The sequence below is a fragment of the Actinomadura opuntiae genome, assembly GCF_030283205.1.
Classification (GTDB): domain Bacteria; phylum Actinomycetota; class Actinomycetes; order Streptosporangiales; family Streptosporangiaceae; genus Spirillospora.
Window position 1 is genome coordinate 44,618 of the sequence record NZ_JASNWF010000027.1, and the last position, 18,083, is coordinate 62,700.

Genomic DNA, 18,083 nt, shown 5'->3' on the forward strand with positions numbered 1-18,083 from the left:
ATAAGGGGAGTGCAGATGCCGACTGATGGCAACGGTGTCGCGCGGACGCCATCGGGCTATTTCACCCACGCCTCGGCACCGCCGCGCTTCCGCCCGATGCAGGACGCGACGCGTTACCTGTGCTGTGCTGCCTACCGGGATGAGCTGCTTTCCCAGCAGCTCCTCAGCGAGTTCCTGGACGAGGAGCATCGGGCCGTGGTGCCGTCCTACGGGTTCGACCTCCGGCCGGTGCTGGCGCATTGCCTACACGCACGCGAAACAAGACTGATCAGGGACGCGGTGCTGACGGGCGTGATTCTGATCGCGCTCATCCTGTCGTGGCGCGTCACCGTCCTCGTGCTCGTGGCCCTGACCGTCCTCGCCATAGCCGTCGCCATGCTGCCGGGGCGTTCCGGTCGTTTCCATGCCGTCGTCGCCATCGCGCTGCTCGTCATCGGCGGTCCGATCCTCGTCTTCATCGGTGTTTCCGTGTTGGAGGCGGCGAGCGCGGCCGACCCGGCGCTGGAAGGGCAGGAAATCGGAACCGCCGGGCAAGGTGGGCGGGCAGAATGGCTCCTCGGCGGCCTGAGCCTTCTCATACTGCTACTGGGGATTCCCGCCGTCCACCGGCTCGCCACGGCGAGAACTCTGCGATCGCTCGGCCCGGACGGCGCCGCCACCGAGCCGCGCGTGCGCTCGGCGGCCAATAGGGAGCGCATCGAACAGGTCGGCGCCGCGCAATACGGAAACGTCACCCTCTACTCCCGTCAGAATCCCTTCATCGGCTCGGGCAGGGTCGACGAGGACCGCACGCGCGCCTGGTCGCTCGTGATCGAACTGGACCGGGCGCGGCCGGCGCGGCCGGGCGCTCCCGCGCTGCCCGTCGACCCTGTCCAACTGCGCAAGGCGATCGAGCAGAAGCTCGTTTCCATGCGCGACGAACTGCCACACCACGAATCCGTCGGGCTGTCGATCAGCGACCACGTCGTGGCTGAGGGGGTGTGCGTGCAGGGACGTCGCCCATTTGACCCCGCGCACCCCGGCGTCGGCTATGACGGGCATCCGCTGATCGACCACGGCCCTTGGCGGCCCTTCTCGCTCGCGAGCGCCGCGGCCATCGACGTCCTCGTCCGCAATCCGCAAGCGGACGTCCGCTGCTATCAGCGAATCACCCTCGAAACGCACGGCTCATCGGTGACGGACGCGCAGGGGCGCCACATGGTGCCGGCCAAACAGGAAGGCGTGCAGATCACCGGTTTCCTGTACCTGGCGGTGCAGGGCCGCATGCTCTACGCGCAGTTCATCTGCAACGCACTGCCGCCGATCCGCAAGGACTACAAGGTCGTGGACGTGCTGCCGTCCTTCACACCCGCGGAGATCGTCCTGGACGCGGTCCGGCAAGCGGGATTCAGCGCCATCGGCGAGGCGATTGCAGGCCCGTTCCATCTGGCCGCAGCGGGCTGGGGGGCGATCTTCCACCGCGATCGGGCGCGACGGCGCCGGCACTTCTACTCCTTCGACTACGGCGCCCGGATGTCCGTCCGCGAGCGCGCGGCGGAACCGGCTTTCAGCACCTTCCTCCAGAAGTTGGACGTGAACAAGCACACGCGAATGTTCGAGCGCCGCGTCCTCGCCGCGCTGCTCGACCATCTCGAACGCGACCGCAACATCGACGTGTCCGCCTACCGCGCCGAGACCGCGTCGATCATCAGCAACTCGCTCATCATGAACGGCGGCACGGTGAGCGGCCAGGTGGGCTTCGCGCCCGGCGGTCACGTCCACCAGCAGGCAACCGGCTGACCAGGGGAGACGGCATGTCCGACAGCATGTACATCGGCGACGACGCGCAGATCCGCGGCCAGGTCGCCATGGGACGCACCGTGTCGCAGGTCCAGAATGCGGCCCCGTCCCCGGACGCGAGTCTCTTCGACCGCGTCGCGGCGCTGATCGACGAGCACGAGGCCGCGTTGCCCGACGCGCGCCGCGCCCGCCGTGACCTCGCCGACGCACGGGAGGAGGCCGAGGCCGAGGACGGCGACATCGAGCGCCGCGACAATGCGCTCGCCCGGCTGGCCGCGCGCGTGGCGCCGGTCGCCGCGCTCGCCGAGGCCGTCCGCCGCCTGATGGACGCTCTTTGACGCTTTGAGGGAACCTTGAGGTTCCATGCCCTTAAAGGGGCCTTTGAGGTGGAACAGCCCATTCCATGGCGCTACATCCCGTTCCGCCGTGGCGGCGGGCGGCCGTGGCCTTCACCGGGCTGGCCGCCGCCGCGCTCGCCGGCGCCTGCGGACAGCAGTCCCAGACGCAGAACGAGCCCACCCGGACGGCCTCCCCGTCCCCGCCGGCGACCACCACCGTCCCCGGCGCCCCGGCGACCCCGCACCGTCCGGCCGCAGGCAGCCCCACCCCGGGCCAACCCGGCCTCGACCCGCGCTTCCCGACCTGCAAAGAGGCCAACGCCCACGGCTACCACGACTACGTCAAGGGCCGTGACCCCGAGTACTTCTGGTACATCGACCGCGATCACGACGGCGTCGACTGCGAGCCCGCCCACGGTGCCGCGCCCAGCGTCCCACCCGCGAGTCCCGGCCTGGACCCGCGCTTCTCCACCTGCAAGGAGGCCAACGCCCACGGGTATGGCCCCTATCGCCGCGGCATCGATCCCGAATACAACTGGTACATCGACCGCGACCATGACGGCATCGACTGCGAACCGGGCTTCACCGAGGAACCACCGTCCCCGACCGAGCAGCCGTCCACTCCGACCGAGCAGCCCACGACGCCTACCGAGCAGCCCACCACCCCCACTGAGGAACCGTCCACACCAACCGAAGAACCGTCGACTCCCACCGAGGAGCCCTCGTCACCCGAAACGAGTGAGCCGACCCCGTCCGAAGAGCCCTCAGCACCGGGCTCCGACAACGAAGAAACCCCGCCGAGCTCCTCCGACCAACCACCCGGCGGCGAACCCTTCGCCGGCCCGACCGGCCCCCACCTGACCACCAAGACGACCTGAGCCGCCCGACTCCCGGCTACTCGCTCCGCCACGATCGCAGAGCAGCCGCCTTCTCCTCGAAGGCTCGCTCCTTCACGGGACCGAGGTCACAGGGAACAGGGAGGACGACGGCTCTGCCACTGTGAAGCCCCAGGACAATATGCCTTCCGGTGATACCTTGCTCAGCCTTGACCTCAGAGACCTGAGACCAAAGGATTCGCCGATCCCTCAGCCGTCGCACGATAACACCGTCATCATCGCGCTGGACCGACTCGCGATGAAAGCGCCACGCGTTCAACGCGAACGGAAGGGCGAGAACCATGAAGGCGAGATTGGCCACGCCGACCGTGACACAGGCCACCGTCGCCATGACGACGATCAGCACCGCCCCACCAGCCCAGAACAAGACAAGCGCGAGCCGATAGGATTTCTGCAAACCACGCTCGTACCTCACCGTTTCCGCCCCGCCTTTCGGCTCAGTCGCCGGTCAGCGGCTTCTTGTGCTGCCAGTTGTCCCAGTCGCCGATGATGTCGGTGCGGAACGGCTTGGACACCACACCGCCGCCTCGATCGATCTTCTGCTGCTCGCGGAAGGTCTCCATGGCGCGACCGTGTGCGTCCAGATCGTTGCTCACGTTGAACAGGTAGTTGGCGAAGGTACCGACCAGGGACAGGCCCGCGACGACGGCCGCACCGACACCGATCGGGTTGCTGGACGCGGCACCTGCGATCGTGATGGCGACCTCGATGATCATGGCGACCAGATGATCGCGACAGGTGTTGATCGTGCCGATGACCTCGTCGAGCATGGTTTTGATCTGCCATAGGTTGTCCGCGTACTTGTCGAGCGTCCCGCTTTTGAAGTCGGTGCGCCAGTCCACATAGGCCTGGCGTGCACCCCCTTCCCAGTAGTCGTCGGCATCCGCTGCGGTCAGTTTGCCGAGTGAAGTGTCGAGTTGGGTGTTGGCGTCGCCCGCTTTTTGCGCCTCCGGCACCCAGATGCTATTGATGGCACGGTCGATCGCTGCGGTATCTCCCCAGTATTCCTTCACCAAGCGGGCGATCTGTTCGTAAACGGGATTGTACGTCGCAGCGATCTGCTTGAGCGCAAACACCGTTGCTGGAGGAAGGTCCGGCGGGAGGGTCGGTTCAGGGGCCATCAGAGTTGCTTCCCGACGGTGCCGATGGCGTCTTTGGCGCGCGCCTCGGCCTTGCCGTATTTCTTCGCGACGTCGTCGAGAGCTTCGGCCACCCTGTCGAGGGTCATTCCGATCCGCCAGGCCGTCCAGGAGTAATCGGCGACGATACCTTCGTATGCTTGGGCGATCCTTTCGCCGTTCGCCGTGAACGCCTCAGGTTCTATGCATCCCGTTCTGATGTGGTCTCCGCTGCGTTGGAACGGCGGTGCGTGTGACCGGACGTCTTCCGCGTAGCCGCGAATATATTCCCGGCGCGCCTTGTAGTGATCCGTCATGCGGCTTTGTCTTTCTTGTGCGTTCTGAGTCGTGGCTAGTTGGTCATCTGTTCGGAAGCGTGGCGCAGTATTTCGCCGAGCGTGCCGTCGCCGACAGGAATTTGGTTCAGTTCCCGATGGTGCGAGGTCGCCGCAGCCGTGACCGCCTCGTCGATGGCCGCGACGATCTGCTCACCGAGCCGTGGTCCACCGAGATCCCTCAGCGCATTTCTGCTCACCTCGACCCTGATGTCACCGTCGCGGCCGTGGACCTGGACGCTGCCCGCGCCGCGGCCGATCTTGCGTGTGGTGACGGTCCCCCGGCATCGTGCTTGGACTTCTTGGAGCTTGTTGAACGAGTCCACCGCCTGGGCCAGCCTTCGTCGTCCGACAGGATCGTCGGAGAAGGCCACTGCATTGAAATCGATCCGCGGCCACGCAGCGGTCGTCTCGGCGGTAGGCCAATCGCCGCTCCCGGGCAGCAGAGCCCTCTTTAGTTCCGACTGGAGCTCGCCGACCGCCTGCCTTGCGATTGCCAGGGCAGCCGTAACGGCTTCACCGATGCGATGCGGGTACCGTTGTGCGGAGGAGCGGCAATCGATGGCGATGACCCGTCCGAGGCCACTCATCGTCACCGTGACAAGATCGTTCTTGTCCGTGCGAGTGAGCGTCTGCCGTATCAGAACACCATTGAGCGTGCGCACCTGATGAGTGAGATTCATGCGCGCCGTATTAAGCTGACCGATGTGCCGAGGCAGGCATTCGTCGGGCATGCTGCTCCACTTTATGCTTTTCGAGTCGGGGGGTGGCTGCGAGAATACCACGAACGAGCACCCTGAGTTATGATGTCAATACTTTCTGTCACGTTATGTCGAAGTAGGGCTATTTTGTGAGGGATGAACTCGCTCTTCGAGCAAAGGAGAACGGCCGGGGGCTCGCGGGCCGCCACCCGACGCAGACACCGGTGAGCAGCTCGGCCGCGGCACCTCGGCAGGGACCTGCCGGCCAGCGTTGGCGAACACCGTGAGTGGATCGCCGAGGCCGACGAGTCGGAGTTCCGCCTGCAGTTCAGAGCCCATGATCGAGCATCAGCCGCGGACGTCTCGCGGAGGCGTGTTCGCGCCCACCGGTCACCGGAGCGGAGCCCAGCCTTCCCTCACCGGCGAGCCGCAGCCGCAGGCTCAGCAAGTCCTGCGCGAGACGTCCTCACGGCATGAAGTTCTTGAGCAGGCCCGCGAAGATCTCGACCTTATGGACCTGGTCACTGGTGAGCGGGTTGGGCCGGAAGTGGGCCACCTCGTTGCGGATCTTGCGCACCTCGTCGAGCTTGGCCACGAACTCCTCCCGGTGCAGCCCCCACGCAAGGCGCGACCAGCGGTCGGGTTTGGCGAACACCTGCTGGATCTGCCAGACGGTCAGGTCGTCGGCGATCTTCGCTTTGCTGTTCCCGGACGCCTCGCGGAGCTCGGCCGTGGTGCTGCACATGCGGTTGACGCAATGGCGCAGCCGCCGCTCGATCTCGCCGAGCCGCAGGAACGGGCCGGTCAGCCTGCCGAACTCCAGGCTCAGGTCGGCGGGCGTCACCACCCCGGAGATCTTCTCGTCCTCGTTGCGGACGAAGACGCAGTTGTACTCATTGATCTCGGGAATGGTGACGAGAAGCTCCGCGTCGGCGCGGACGATGCGTGCCTCGTCCATCGCGTCCGCCAGCGATTCGCATTTTCCTTTAGCATGGGCGAGCGCGATCGACTGCCAGCTCACCACTCCCTTGAGCACGTAGGGTCCGGACAGGACCGGCAGCTGGGAGTAGTGGTTCTCCAGCATCTTCATCCGGGCGCGCGGGAGGTCGTCGTCGGGGTGCAGGGAGACGAGTGCCCCTTCGGGCAACCGGGCGGTCGGCAGGTCGCCGATGCGCAGTGCTTTGGGTGCGGGTGCATCATCTGCGCCACCGGCGTCAGAGGTTTCCCCGGCGGCATCAGCCGCCTGCACGGCCAGTGACGAGTCCAGGTGGCCGTAGATCAGGCCGGGTACGCAGCACAAGCCCGCCTCCGACAGCACGCTTTCGATCCGGCCCACGATCTCCGGGTCGCGGTTGCGCTCGCCGAACAGCCTAAGAAGTTTGGCCACGGTCAGCTCGACCGGTTCGACCGCCGCGTTCTCCAGGTCCGGTGGAAGGGCCGTCATGCCACCAGCTCCGGGTCGGACTCGTAATCGGCGGCGGACTCGGGCGCCTGGGCCGCCGGGATCGCCTCCTTGCCCATCGCCTTCTCGATGAGGAGGCGGAGCTGCCGGGCGCGGTCCTGGTAGAACCGCTTGAAGTCCTCCTCGCGCAGGGCCGCCGGGTCGATCAGGTGCGTGGCGATGATGTCGTCGAGCCAGTTCGCGGGCAGGCCCGTGTCCGTCTCCAGCGACTGCAGGTACGTCTTGGGGGCGCGCTGACCGACGAGCTGCCCGGTCCGATGCGCCAGCAGCGTCTTGTTGACGATGCTCTCATACCGCTCCCTGGGGACCTTGTTCTTCTCGCACCAGCTCTTCGGGTAGATCAGGTAGAGGCCGACCTGGTGGTCGTAGAAGATCTTCTCGTCGATCGGCGTCCGGTTGTGCGTCCAGTCCTTGGCGCCCTGTCGCATGACCAGCGCGTACAAGCCCTTGTACGCGGCGCTGTTGCGGCTGCGCATCGTGTCCAGGCGCGCTTCACGGAAGATGGCTTCACCGACCGAAGCGGGCTCCTGTCCATCGCGCACCCAGGCGACGACCTGTTCCAGGTCGCGGGGGAGCCGCGTCTCGGGCGACCCGCCGTACTGCTCGCCGAACACGCCGCACCAGAACCAGCGCGAGATCTTCGCGTACGCCTCGTCGGAGTCGGTCTCCTCGCCGAGGACCGTCCGGATCGCGGCCAGCGCGACGAGCTGGGTCATGTACGGGATGTCTCCGACGTTGAAGACGCACTGCCGGCGAAGGAACTGGGCCGTCCAGTGGAAGGCGTCGACCACTCGAGGCGACCACTCCAGGTAGTCCTCCAACGGCAGTTCGAGGATGTCCTTGCGCTTGCACGCCGGACGAGCCTTCCGCCGGAAGTAGGTGGAGACGAGGGTGACTGCCTGGAGGAAGTCGGTATTGCTGAGTCCGGCGCGTGGGGCCGTCAGCATGGTGTTCGTGTCCAGGTCGCGCCAGATCCGGTCCCAGTCCTCGTGGAGCTGGAAGTCCTTGCCGTGCTTGTCGTAGTACGCCGGATCGGCGGCGTAGGTGGCGGTCACCAGTTCGAAGACGCTCAGCGCCACACCACCGGTGTTCACCTTCTCGAAGACCGTGCAGACGGCCTCCTTCGGGGTGTCCTTGGTGAGCCTGATAACGGGGATCTGGTACTGGTTGACGTTGTTCAGCACTTTAGAGGTGAACTTCGTCCAGAGCTGCTGCCGGGCCGGATCGCCGGCCGTAAAGGCGAACATCCACTCCATGACCTTCTGAGTGTCCAGCATGGCCTGGAACGGGAAGATGCCGGCTGCGGCCTCGTTCTCCAGGGAGCTGAGGTCGTAGGTGACGCCCCTGCCGAAGTCTTCGCGGAGAACTCGGTCCTCGGGGACGGACAGGATGGCCTCTTCGCGGTCGAAGTCGTCATCGATGGCCTTGGCGATGTCGATGTAGTACCAGCGCTTCAGCTTCTTCTTGCGCGCGTCCATCGTCTCGACCGGTGCGTCCGAGTGGAGGGCCTGGTAGAGCGACGTCAGGCGCTGCTGGCCGTCCATGAGCAGGAGTGCCGGCTCGACGCGCCCCACAGGTGCCCCGGAGAGCGGACGCGGCTTGAACCGCGTACCCGGTCCGCCGGTCTCCAGCGCCATCATGACTCCGACCGGATAGTGCCTGGTGACGGTGGCCAGCAGCGACACGATCCGTTCGTCGTCCCATTTCCAGGGGCGCTGGAAGTCGGGCAGCTGGATCCGGCCGTCATCGACCATTTCGACCAGTTCGCTCAGCAGGTACTGGGGAGTTTCGAAGGGCACGCCGGCGCTCCTCGGTGCGCGTTGTCGAGTTGTGGTCCGAGGTTAAACCGGTCAAGGGCCTCATGACTCGTGTACAGGGCGTGCGGGGCCGCATCTGGCAAGGTTGCCGGTTCGTGATCGGGACGAGGTGCGGACTGTCGGTCCTGACTCCTATCCTGTCCAGGCACGAGTGGATCCGGGGGATGGCAGGCTGATGGCGACGGGCGGTAACCGCTGGTGGGGGGCGCGGTCCGAGTTCCCCTGGGAGCAGGACGCCCTCGACTTCATCCGGCAGCGCATGCCCACGACCGACCCGTACCGCGCGTGGACGACCTTCACGTTCACCGCGAAGTCCGGCCATGTCCGCGAGGTCGACCTGCTGATGGTGACGCCTTCCGGGCTGTTCCTGGTCGAGATCAAGAGCCATCAGGGGCGGCTGGTCAACTCCGGCAGCACCTGGATGTTCCACCACCAGGGCCGGGTCAGCACGATCGAGAACCCGCTGCACCTGGCCGACCGCAAGGCCAAGGAGCTCAAGGAGCAGCTCCAGTGGGCGCTGCGCAGGACGAACACCAAGGGGCTGAAGGTCCCGTTCATCCAGGCGGCGGTGTTCCTGTCCGACCCGGCGTTGAGGTCGGAGTTGGACGATGTGCAGAGCACCGGCGTCTACGCCCGCGCCGCGGACAACGGGCTGCCTCCCGTCTGGGATGCCCTGCTCGGCAGGCGCCGTCCTGTCGCGCCTTCTCGCACTGAGCTCACGTTCTCCCGCAAGATGCCGGACCTGATGGACGCCATCGGCATCCAGGGCTACCGCAAGCACCGGACGGTCGGGACGTGGCGCCTGGAGCCCAAGGCGATGGACGCGGGCCCCACCTGGGAGGACTACCTCGCCGAGAACACGGCTCTCGAAGGTGACCACCGGCGAGTAAGGCTCTACTTGTCGGAGCTGGGCGCGTCCCGCGAGGCGCAGGAGTCGACGCGCCGCGCCGCGCGCCGCGAGTACCTGGTCCTGCAGGGCATCGACCATCCGGGGATCGTCAAGGCGGAGCAGTTCAGTGACGACCATGACGCGGGTCCGGCGATCGTGTTCCCGCACCGGCCCGAGTGGCTGCGCCTCGACCACTACATGGCCCAGTACGGCGACGGCCTGGACGTCGAGACCCGCCTCGGGATGATCCGGCAGCTCGCCGAGGCCGTCGCTCACGCGCACCGCCGCCACCTGTACCACCGGGCGCTCGCCGCCCGCAGCGTCTACGTCGCCTTCCACGGCGCCGGCTACGACCCCACCTTGAAGATCATCGACTGGCAGGCCGCGGCCCGTCCCGGCGGCGGGTCGAACGGCGGGCATCCCGGACGTACCTCCACGCTCGCCGGGGCCGTCGCGACGGCCGCCGGGCACATCGAGCGGTCCGCGGAGGCGTACCTGGCCCCCGAGTTCGGCCGGGCCGACGCCGAGAGCGTGCCGCTGGACGTGTTCGGCCTCGGCGCGCTCGGCTACCTGATCATGACGGGCGCCGCGCCCGCCGACAGCCGCGGCGCGCTCGCCCGCCGGCTGACGGAGGAGCACCGGCTCACCCCGTCCGCGATCGACGAGTCCATCACCCCGCAGATGGACGACGTGATCGAGGGCGCCACCGCGCTCGACGTGTTCGACCGGTTCGACTCGGTGAAGGAGTTCCTGGAGTACCTAGACCTGGTCGAGGAGGAGCTGACCGCGCCGGACGCCGAGCCCGACGCGGACCCGCTCGACGCCGTCCGTGGCACGGTCGTCAACGGCTGGACGGTGCTGCGCAACCTCGGCCAGGGCTCCACGTCCCGCACCTTCCTCGCCGAGCGGCAGACGCCCGATTGCAAGCAGACCGGTGTGCTGAAGGTGGCGCTGACCGAGGCCGCGTCCGACCGCCTTCATGCGGAGGCGGCGCTGCTCGCGCGGCTGCGCAGCACCCGCATCGTCGGGCTGATCGAGGGCCCGTTCGAGGTCGCGGACCGCACGGTCGTCGTGCTGGAGGAGGCCGGGCAGGTCACGCTCGCCGAGCACATCAAGCGGCAGGGTCGGCTGTCCCCGGACGAGCTGGAGAAGTTCGGCGACGAGCTGTTCGACGCGGTCGACTACCTGGAGGAGGAGGGCGTCCGGCACCGCGACATCAAGCCGGAGAACCTTGCGATCCGCCGCCTGGCGAACAACATGAGCCGCCTGGTGATGCTCGACTTCTCCATGGCGGACACCCCGGACACCGCCGTCAAGGCCGGCACCCCCGACTACAAGGACCCGTTCGTCGGCACCGACCGCCGCCCCCGCTACGACGACCACGCCGAGCGCTACTCCATCGCCGTGACGCTGCACGAGATGGCCTCCGCGGAACGCCCGTCCTGGGGCGACGGCATGGCCGAGCCCGAGTTCATCGACAAGGCCGAGACCGTCCCGCAGATCGCCGAGGACCGGTTCGACGCGGGTCTGCGCGACGCGCTCGTCGCGTTCTTCCAGCGCGCCCTGCACCGCGACGCCGGGAAGCGGTTCGCGTCGCTGAAGCAGATGCGGGACGCCTGGCGCGGCATGTTCCTCGCCCTCGACCAGACAGCGCCTCCGTCCACGCCGAGCAGCACCGACGAGGACACCGAGGACGTCCTTAAGGCCCGCGAGGCCCGGGCTACCGCCGCCACCGCGGAGACGCAGCTGGTCGAGGCGGGCCTGTCGCCGCGCGCGCTGTCCGCCGCGATCGACGGGCTCGGGGTGTCGACGGTCGGGGAGCTGATGGCGGTCCCGGCCGCCCGTGTCCACCGGCTGCGCAACGCGGGGATCGGCTCCGGCCCTCGCAACGAGCTGCTGCGCCTCGGTCGCGACTGGCGGCACCGCCTCGGCTCCAAGGAGTCCGTCGCCGCCGTCGCTAACGACCAGCGCAAGGCGGGGGAGGACGTCTCCGTCGCCGGCGCCGACGTCAAGGAGCGGCTGAAGCGCCTCAGCCTCGACGAGATCGCCGGACGCCTCGTCCCCAAGGAAGAGGGGCAGGACGCTGAGATCGTCGCGCTCGCCCTCGCGCTGCCCGGCCCGGACGGGGCGAAGGCACCGCTGGAGCCGTGGGCGTCGCAGCGTGACATCGCCGATCACAAGCGCATCAAGCCCACGGACGTGTCGCAGGCGCTCGCCGCCGCCCGCCGCCGCTGGACGTCCGACAGCGCGATCAAGCCGCTCCGTGAGGACGTCGTCGCGATCCTCACCGAAAAGGGACGCGTCCTCGAAGCCGACCAGCTTGCCTCCGAGCTGCTGACCCGGCGGGGGAGCGGCCTCGCGGACCCCGCCGCCCGCCGCGCCGTCGCCGGCGCCGCCCTGCGCGTCGCCATCGAGACCGAGGAGCGCCTGGACGAGCCGCGCCTCGCCAAGCGCCGCACCGGCCCCGGTGGCAAGAAGGTCCTCATCGCGCTGCGCGCCCCCGAGGACGCTGATCTTCCGGACGCCCCCGACCTCTTCGACTACGCGGAAGAGCTGGGGCAGCGCGCCGACACCCTCGCCGGCCTCAACCCGCTGCCCAGCGCCGTCACCGTCCAGGGGACGCTGCGCGAGGTCATCGTCCCGTCCGGGATGCCGTTGCTGCCCGACACGGCGCTCGTCGCGCTGGCCGCCGCCGCGTCCGCGAACGCGGCAGTCACCGCCCGCCTCGAGCTGTACCCGACGGACCTCGACCCGGTCCGCGCGCTCGAACTCGCACAGATCGCCGGATACCTCGGCGGCACCGGCATCACCGCCGCCGACCTGCGCCGCCGCGTCCTCGCCCGCTTCCCCAGCATGACCCGCCTGCCGGACACCCCGGCCGCCCTCTACAAGGCGCTCCGCAAGGCCGGATATGAAGTCGAGTGGAGCAAGGACGGCAAGCGCCTCGTCGACCCCCGATTCGACGTCGCCGTCCGCTCCTACAGTGGTGGGCATAGTCCCGGGACGGCCACCGCCACCGGACGCATCTCCACCGACCAGATCACCCGGCGGCTCCTCGGCAGCGTCACTGACGGCGGCTTCCTCGCCCTCAAGACCCGCCTCCGCAACGCGGACGCGATGCTCGCCGCCCTCACAGCGTTCCCGGACGTCACCCCCATCAATGTGACGACGGAATTCACGCGCGCCCTCCGCGACGTCGTCGCCGCCCGCGAGCTGCCGACCTGGGACACGATGCTGGAGGCCGACCCGGCGGACGCGCCGCCCGTCTTCCACCAGCTCATCGAGCAGGCGTTCGCCGAAGTGGAGAAGACCGTCTGCGCCACCGCGAACGTGGCGCTGCTGCACGACGCGACACCCCTCGCCCGCTACAAGGGCGGCCCCGAACTGCTGTCCCGCCTCGCCGAAGCGGCCCGCGACCCGCACGAGGCGCCGAACGGGCTGTGGCTGCTGTGCCCGATGGCGGACCCGAAGAACCTGCCGCTACTGGACGACGCGGTCGTCCCTACGAACACCGACAACGAACACCTCGTGCTGCCCCGCCTGTTCGGGCAGCCGGACGAATCGTCCGCTGGGAGAGCTTCATGATCGACCGCAAGGCGCTGCTCGCCGACCTCAAGAAGCAGGTCGGAACCCTCGAAGGGAACTTGCGGGAGCGTGCGGCCGACGACGCAGACACCCACGCCCGCCTGCATGGCGAATGGCAGAAGGCCCGCGAGGCGAGCCGCATCGCAGCCACCTACGAGACGTGGCTGGACGACCGCGTGACCCAGGCCGCAGTCGCCTGGGTTCTCGGGACGGTGTTCCTCCGCTTCTGCGAGGACAACGGCCTGATCGAGATGCCCTTCCTCGCCGGCCCCGGCGACAAGCTCGACCTCGCCCAGGAACGCCAGGCGGACTACATTCGCCAGAACCCGCACGACACCGACCGCGACTGGATCCTCGCGGGCTTCAAGGAGATGTCCCGCTCCTCCGTCGCCGCAGGGCTCTTCGACCGAGCCCACAACCCCATGTGGCAGATCGAGATCCCGCACCCCACCGCCAAGGCCCTGCTCGCCTTCTGGCGCCGCCGCGGTGAGGACGGCGAGATCGTCCACGACTTCACCGACCCGGACTGGGATACCCGCTTCCTCGGTGACCTCTACCAGGACCTCTCCGAGCACGCGAAGAAGACGTACGCGCTGCTCCAGACCCCTGACTTTGTCGAGGAGTTCATCCTCGACTACACCCTCGAGCCGGCCGTGGACGAATTCGGCCTGGACGGCCTGCGCCTGATCGACCCCACCTGCGGCTCCGGCCACTTCCTCCTCGGAGCCTTCCACCGCATCCTCAACAAGTGGCGGACCGCTGAGCCTGCCACAGACATCTGGGAACTCATCCGCCGGACGCTCCTCTCGGTCCACGGTGTCGACAAGAATCCTTTCGCCACCAACATCGCCCGCTTCCGCATGCTCGCCGCCGCAATGAAGGCCGGGGGAGTCACCACCCTCACCCGCGTCCCCGATTTCCCCATCATCGTCGCCACCGGTGACTCGCTCCTCCACGGACGCGGCGCCTCCGGCATCCAGGAAGACCTTTTTTCTTCCGCTGAAACACATACCTACATCACGGAAGACATCTATGACTACGTCAGTAGCGAGGACGAGGCGCGTGAGGGCGCGATCGATCTCCTTGGGGCTGGTAGCTACCACGTCGTGGTCGGAAATCCACCCTACATTAGCGTAGATGATCCTCAAGAAAGTGGAAATTATCGCCGCGCCTATCAAGCATGTTCAGGGCGGTACTCGCTAGCTGTACCGTTTATGGAACGGTTCGTGCAACTAGCGAAGCTTGGTAGCGAGCGTTCGGCGGAAGCTGGATATGTAGGGAAGATTACAGCCAACTCCTTCATGAAAAGAATTTTTGGCAAGAAGCTGATTGAAGAGTTCTTGCCGAAAATAGACCTGACTCATGTAATTGATGCTTCTGGGGCGGATATACCCGGCAACAGCACTCCCTCTGTCATCTTTTTTATGCGACGGAGGTGGCCCAAGTCTACGGCGAAGATACGGAGCGTGCTGGGACTGCGGGGAATGCAACGTAGTGAAGACGATCCTCCGGGCGGCCCCGTTTGGCAGGCCATAACTGCTCAGCTTGAAGAAGTTGGAAGTGAGAGCGAATGGGTCAGCGTGGTTGATCTCGGCAGGGAGTTTTTCGCTAAACACCCTTGGACTCTGAGCGGAGGTGGGGCAAATTTGGTGCTTGAAATGATTGAGTCGGGCACGCGCCGCCTCGAGGATCACCTGGCTCGGCGAACAGGATTTGGTAGCTTTCCCGGGCAAGATGCTGTCTTCTTTTTGGGAGAAGCATGGGCCAAAAGAAACGCCTGCGAATTTCCTATGGCCCGACCCCTCATCTCAGGTGCCGTTGTTCGTGACTGGAGCATTCTTCCCAGAGATGTCGCACTGGTGCCATACGGAAACGATCAAAACCCGGTGCGGTATGCCCCTTCGTCGGCCTGGGGGCGCCACCTTTGGACCATGAGGAGGATACTTCAATCGACGGTAGGATTCGACGGTCGCGAGCAACAACTGAGCAGTGAAGATCAATGGTGGACCTGGTATCGCTGGATACCAGAACGCTACGAGACACCCTTGAGTTTGACCTATGCTGAAATTGCAAGCCATAATCATTTCGCATTTGATCGAGGAGGGCGTGTCTATAATCAGACCGCGCCGGTAATCAAACTCAAGAGCGCTGATGACGTCAGTGTTCATACTGCAATCCTAGCGATTTTGAATAGCTCTGTGGCGTGCTTTTGGTTGAAGCAAGTCTGTCAAACTAAGGCTAATGCCACGGCATCGAGCGGCATAGCCGATCAGCCGTGGTCTTGGAACTTTCAGTTCAGTGCCACAAAGGTGGATCGTTTTCCGTTGCCCGAGCAATTGCCTGTGGAGTTGGGCATCAAAATGGATGCTCTTGCCAGAGAATTTGAGCATTCAAGCGCATCACGGATCAGTGAAGAAGATGTTCCGACTCGGGCCAACCTTCAAGAACTGCATGACCGGAACCGGAAAGTTCGCGAAAGAGCTATAGCTCTGCAAGAGGAGTTGGACTGGAAAGTCTATTGCCAGTTTAACATCCTTGACGATGAAGTCACCTGTGCGCTGGAAAGCGTTCCGAATGTGAAGTTTGGAGAGCGCGCTTTTGAGATAGTACTGGCGCGCAAGCTTCAAGAGAGCGAAGTTGAGACCAAGTGGTTCGAGCGTCATGACGCAACTCCAATAGTCGAAATCCCCGGGCATTGGCCTGAGGATTATAAAAAAATCGTCGAAAGGCGCATCGAGATAATCGAGGCACGGAAGGATATCGCTCTTATTGAGCGTCCAGAATATAAGCGGCGATGGGCAGGAACAGCGTGGAATGAACAGGAGAAGATTGCGCTCCGGTCTTGGTTGCTGAACCGGTGCGAGGAGCGTTCGCTGTGGATTGCTGACGATGAGTACGGCACCGAGCAGCCGCGTGTAATGACGGTCAGCCAGCTTGCTGACCAGCTCCGGCGGGATGAAGACTTCGTGTCTATTGCCCGGTTGTATGCGGGTGATGATTTGGATCTGAGCAAGGTGATCGCGGAGATCACGCGGGACGAGCATGTTCCGCATCTGACGGCGCTTCGATACAAGGACCCGTCTGGGCTGCGTAAGCGGGCGCAGTGGGAAGGCGTGTGGGAGCAGCAGCGCGAGGAGGACCGGACGGGCAAGCGGCTCGACATTCCGGTGCCTCCCAAGTACACGTCGGCTGACTTCCTGAAGTCGTCGTACTGGCGGAATCGTGGAAAGCTGGACGTGCCGAAGGAGCGGTTCATCTCGTATCCCAAGAGCGGGCCGGACGGGGACTCGTCCATACTGCTCGGGTGGGCCGGTTGGGATCACCGGGAGCAGGCGCAGGCGCTCATGATGTTGATCGAGGAGCGGGCCACTCAGGACGGGTGGGATGTTGCTCGGCTGACGCCGCTGCTCGCTGGACTCGCGGAGGTACTGCCGTGGGTGCGGCAGTGGCACGGTGAGGTTGATCCGGCGTTCGGGCAGAGTCCGGCCGATGCGTACACCATGTACTTGGAGAGTAAGCAGCGCGAGTATGGAATCTCGGACGGCGACCTCAAGAATTGGCGTCCCTAGAAGCCCAAACGTGGCAGTCGCAGGAAGAAGAGCCCCCGGATCGCCCCTCCACATGTTCCTCCCAGCGCGCTTCCGCGACGTAAGTCCGGTCAGTGACAGCTACCTGATTGACCTGTGATGATGTCGCCCCCACGGCATCCTCATAAAAAGCGACGCATCAGAAGCCGACGTCTTCTGCAAGCATTATCTGGCAGCGGCGTGGCTGTTGTTGGAAACGTGCCCGGCGTCCGTGTGAAGAGGAATCACGGGTCGTGTGCATCGGCCGGCGCCTAGGTGAAGGCGATGCCTGCTCTTACCGAAGAGACGCAGCACGCTACGTAGCGCTTCCTCCGTAGCGATGCTGCGCTCGGGCCACGGGATGTTTAGTTAACTGAGGTCATGCGGCTAAAGACGTCTAATCAACTCAACGGAGCGAGTTGAGGAGCGCAGCCCAGTCAGTGCGAGTGAACTCCAGTACTGGGCCGTTGCCCTGCTCCTTGGAGTCGCGGACGCCGATGGTTTTCCGGTCGGTGGCCAACGAGACTTCGACGCACTCGCTACCTGCTTCGCTGCGACGTGCCTTGCGCCAGCGGGGGTACTTCTCCCTCATGCACGGGGTCCTGTCTCTTCGGTCAGTCGGTCCGCCACTTCGTCCAGCAGCGAGAGGCTGGCCTCTGGGGAGAGCGCGGCACGACTGAGGTGGTCGTACCTCCGTGTATACCGCTCAACGTCCTGCGGATCAGTGTGAACGATGTCCGTAGTGACCGTGTCCACAAGGGTCATCGGCGGGTCTTCCGGTTCCGGGAACGTGTATAGAAAGAATGGGACGGTGGGGAGCGGGTACCCCGGCGTGCGGACGTCCACCGGTAGTAGTCGTACGTTGAGGTGATCCACCTCTGTCACTGCCCTGACGATATGTCGCACCTGAGCAGCCAAGACTTCCTCCGGGACGATGACACGGTGCAAGACGACCTCGTCGAGGATGAAGTCGTACGCGGGGCCATCAGGCCGGAGTATCTCTTCCTGCCGCCGGAGTCGCGCCTTGGTCATCTTGGCGGGCATGAAGTCGGTCGAGCCCTCGGCTTCGGCGAGGTTGACCATGGCGGCGATCATCTCAGGAGTTTGCAGGACCCCGGGGATCGAACTCGGGCTGTAGCCGCGGATGGTTGATGCACCCGACTCGACGTCGGCGTAGAGCCGCTGACGGGTCCCCATGGCCTCGCCGTAGGAGTCCCACCAGCCTTTTGCGGCAGCCTCGTGGGCAAGAGTGATGATCTCCTTCCACTTCTTGTCCGAGACGCCGAGCGTGTTGAGGATCGTGATGACGTCGCCGACATCCGGGCGGCCGTGAGCGTTCTCCAGGCGGCTGACCTTCATGCGGGAGTAGTGGATGCGCTTGGCGAGTTCGTCCGCCGTCATCTCGCGTTCCTCTCGTAGGGCGCGGAGTTCGGCCGCGAGACGCCGGCGTCGGACGAAGGGGCTGACCATGGCGACCTCCGGGGGCAGGATCGTGACAGCTCAGCTACTCTATGTACAGGATGGCGGAGCCGATTCGTTGCCGAACGGACTCGTGTCGGAGGTCGACCAAGGCAACACTTTCCTACCGAACGCGACT

13 protein-coding genes are annotated in these 18,083 nt (G+C 65.6%); 5 read left to right on the forward strand and 8 right to left on the reverse strand.

The window, feature by feature from the left end:
- The first annotated feature begins 15 nt into the window (after positions 1-15).
- From QP089_RS41505 to QP089_RS41515, 3 genes are all read left to right on the forward strand, one after another.
- The gene (locus QP089_RS41505; protein ID WP_285919852.1) at positions 16-1,779 is read left to right on the forward strand and encodes an AbeC-like domain-containing protein; all 1,764 of its coding nucleotides are present in this window, start codon (positions 16-18) and stop codon (positions 1,777-1,779) included.
- 14 nt (positions 1,780-1,793) lie between these two features.
- Complete coding sequence (locus QP089_RS41510) at positions 1,794-2,117, forward strand: hypothetical protein (RefSeq protein ID WP_285919853.1); 324 nt, start codon at positions 1,794-1,796, stop codon at positions 2,115-2,117.
- A 65-nt stretch (positions 2,118-2,182) separates the two neighbouring features.
- Positions 2,183-2,995: an excalibur calcium-binding domain-containing protein gene (locus QP089_RS41515; protein WP_285919855.1), complete on the forward strand. Its 813-nt coding sequence runs from the start codon at positions 2,183-2,185 to the stop codon at positions 2,993-2,995.
- A gap of 16 nt (positions 2,996-3,011) precedes the next feature.
- On the opposite strand, the gene QP089_RS41520 is transcribed toward QP089_RS41515, so the two are convergent.
- The 6 genes from QP089_RS41520 to QP089_RS41545 form a co-directional block, all read right to left on the reverse strand.
- Complete coding sequence (locus QP089_RS41520; protein ID WP_285919857.1) at positions 3,012-3,359, reverse strand: hypothetical protein; 348 nt, start codon at positions 3,357-3,359, stop codon at positions 3,012-3,014.
- Positions 3,360-3,450: 91 nt separating this feature from the next.
- Positions 3,451-4,134, reverse strand: coding sequence for a hypothetical protein (locus tag QP089_RS41525; RefSeq protein ID WP_285919858.1), 684 nt, complete (start codon positions 4,132-4,134; stop codon positions 3,451-3,453).
- Positions 4,134-4,448 carry a hypothetical protein gene (locus QP089_RS41530; RefSeq protein WP_285919860.1) on the reverse strand — a complete coding sequence of 105 codons (315 nt, stop codon included), beginning with the start codon at positions 4,446-4,448 and terminating at the stop codon, positions 4,134-4,136. The genes QP089_RS41525 and QP089_RS41530 overlap by 1 nt, the downstream gene beginning before the upstream one ends.
- 35 nt (positions 4,449-4,483) lie before the next feature.
- Complete coding sequence (locus tag QP089_RS41535) at positions 4,484-5,200, reverse strand: hypothetical protein (RefSeq protein WP_285919862.1); 717 nt, start codon at positions 5,198-5,200, stop codon at positions 4,484-4,486.
- A 433-nt stretch (positions 5,201-5,633) separates the two neighbouring features.
- A complete protein-coding gene (locus QP089_RS41540; protein ID WP_285919864.1) occupies positions 5,634-6,611 on the reverse strand; it encodes a CBS domain-containing protein in 978 nt (325 codons plus the stop codon).
- A complete protein-coding gene (locus tag QP089_RS41545) occupies positions 6,608-8,428 on the reverse strand; it encodes a DUF262 domain-containing protein (protein WP_285919866.1) in 1,821 nt (606 codons plus the stop codon). The genes QP089_RS41540 and QP089_RS41545 overlap by 4 nt, the downstream gene beginning before the upstream one ends.
- Before the next feature lie 193 nt (positions 8,429-8,621).
- On the opposite strand from QP089_RS41545, the gene pglW reads away from it, so the two are divergent.
- Together pglW and pglX are read left to right on the forward strand one after the other, a co-directional pair.
- Positions 8,622-12,920: a BREX system serine/threonine kinase PglW gene (pglW, locus tag QP089_RS41550; protein ID WP_285919868.1), complete on the forward strand. Its 4,299-nt coding sequence runs from the start codon at positions 8,622-8,624 to the stop codon at positions 12,918-12,920.
- Complete coding sequence (gene pglX / locus QP089_RS41555) at positions 12,917-16,489, forward strand: BREX-2 system adenine-specific DNA-methyltransferase PglX (protein WP_285919870.1); 3,573 nt, start codon at positions 12,917-12,919, stop codon at positions 16,487-16,489. The genes pglW and pglX overlap by 4 nt, the downstream gene beginning before the upstream one ends.
- A 403-nt stretch (positions 16,490-16,892) precedes the next feature.
- Here pglX and QP089_RS41560 read toward each other — a convergent pair whose 3' ends face one another.
- A complete protein-coding gene (locus QP089_RS41560) occupies positions 16,893-17,078 on the reverse strand; it encodes a DUF397 domain-containing protein (RefSeq protein ID WP_285919872.1) in 186 nt (61 codons plus the stop codon).
- Positions 17,075-17,956, reverse strand: coding sequence for a helix-turn-helix domain-containing protein (locus QP089_RS41565; protein ID WP_285919874.1), 882 nt, complete (start codon positions 17,954-17,956; stop codon positions 17,075-17,077). Before QP089_RS41565 ends, QP089_RS41560 begins: the two co-directional genes overlap by 4 nt.
- Positions 17,957-18,083: the final 127 nt, after the last annotated feature.

What these genes read in the sequence shown, in the direction of transcription:
- QP089_RS41565 (WP_285919874.1), bottom strand. Translation starts at nt 17,956, where the DNA reads ATGGTCAGCCCCTTCGTCCGACGCCGGCGTCTCGCGGCCGAACTCCGC.
- QP089_RS41515 (WP_285919855.1), top strand. Translation starts at nt 2,183, where the DNA reads ATGGCGCTACATCCCGTTCCGCCGTGGCGGCGGGCGGCCGTGGCCTTC.
- QP089_RS41540 (WP_285919864.1), bottom strand. Translation starts at nt 6,611, where the DNA reads ATGACGGCCCTTCCACCGGACCTGGAGAACGCGGCGGTCGAACCGGTC.
- QP089_RS41505 (WP_285919852.1), top strand. Translation starts at nt 16, where the DNA reads ATGCCGACTGATGGCAACGGTGTCGCGCGGACGCCATCGGGCTATTTC.
- QP089_RS41535 (WP_285919862.1), bottom strand. Translation starts at nt 5,200, where the DNA reads ATGCCCGACGAATGCCTGCCTCGGCACATCGGTCAGCTTAATACGGCG.
- QP089_RS41560 (WP_285919872.1), bottom strand. Translation starts at nt 17,078, where the DNA reads ATGAGGGAGAAGTACCCCCGCTGGCGCAAGGCACGTCGCAGCGAAGCA.
- pglW (WP_285919868.1), top strand. Translation starts at nt 8,622, where the DNA reads ATGGCGACGGGCGGTAACCGCTGGTGGGGGGCGCGGTCCGAGTTCCCC.
- pglX (WP_285919870.1), top strand. Translation starts at nt 12,917, where the DNA reads ATGATCGACCGCAAGGCGCTGCTCGCCGACCTCAAGAAGCAGGTCGGA.
- QP089_RS41530 (WP_285919860.1), bottom strand. Translation starts at nt 4,448, where the DNA reads ATGACGGATCACTACAAGGCGCGCCGGGAATATATTCGCGGCTACGCG.
- QP089_RS41510 (WP_285919853.1), top strand. Translation starts at nt 1,794, where the DNA reads ATGTCCGACAGCATGTACATCGGCGACGACGCGCAGATCCGCGGCCAG.
- QP089_RS41525 (WP_285919858.1), bottom strand. Translation starts at nt 4,134, where the DNA reads ATGGCCCCTGAACCGACCCTCCCGCCGGACCTTCCTCCAGCAACGGTG.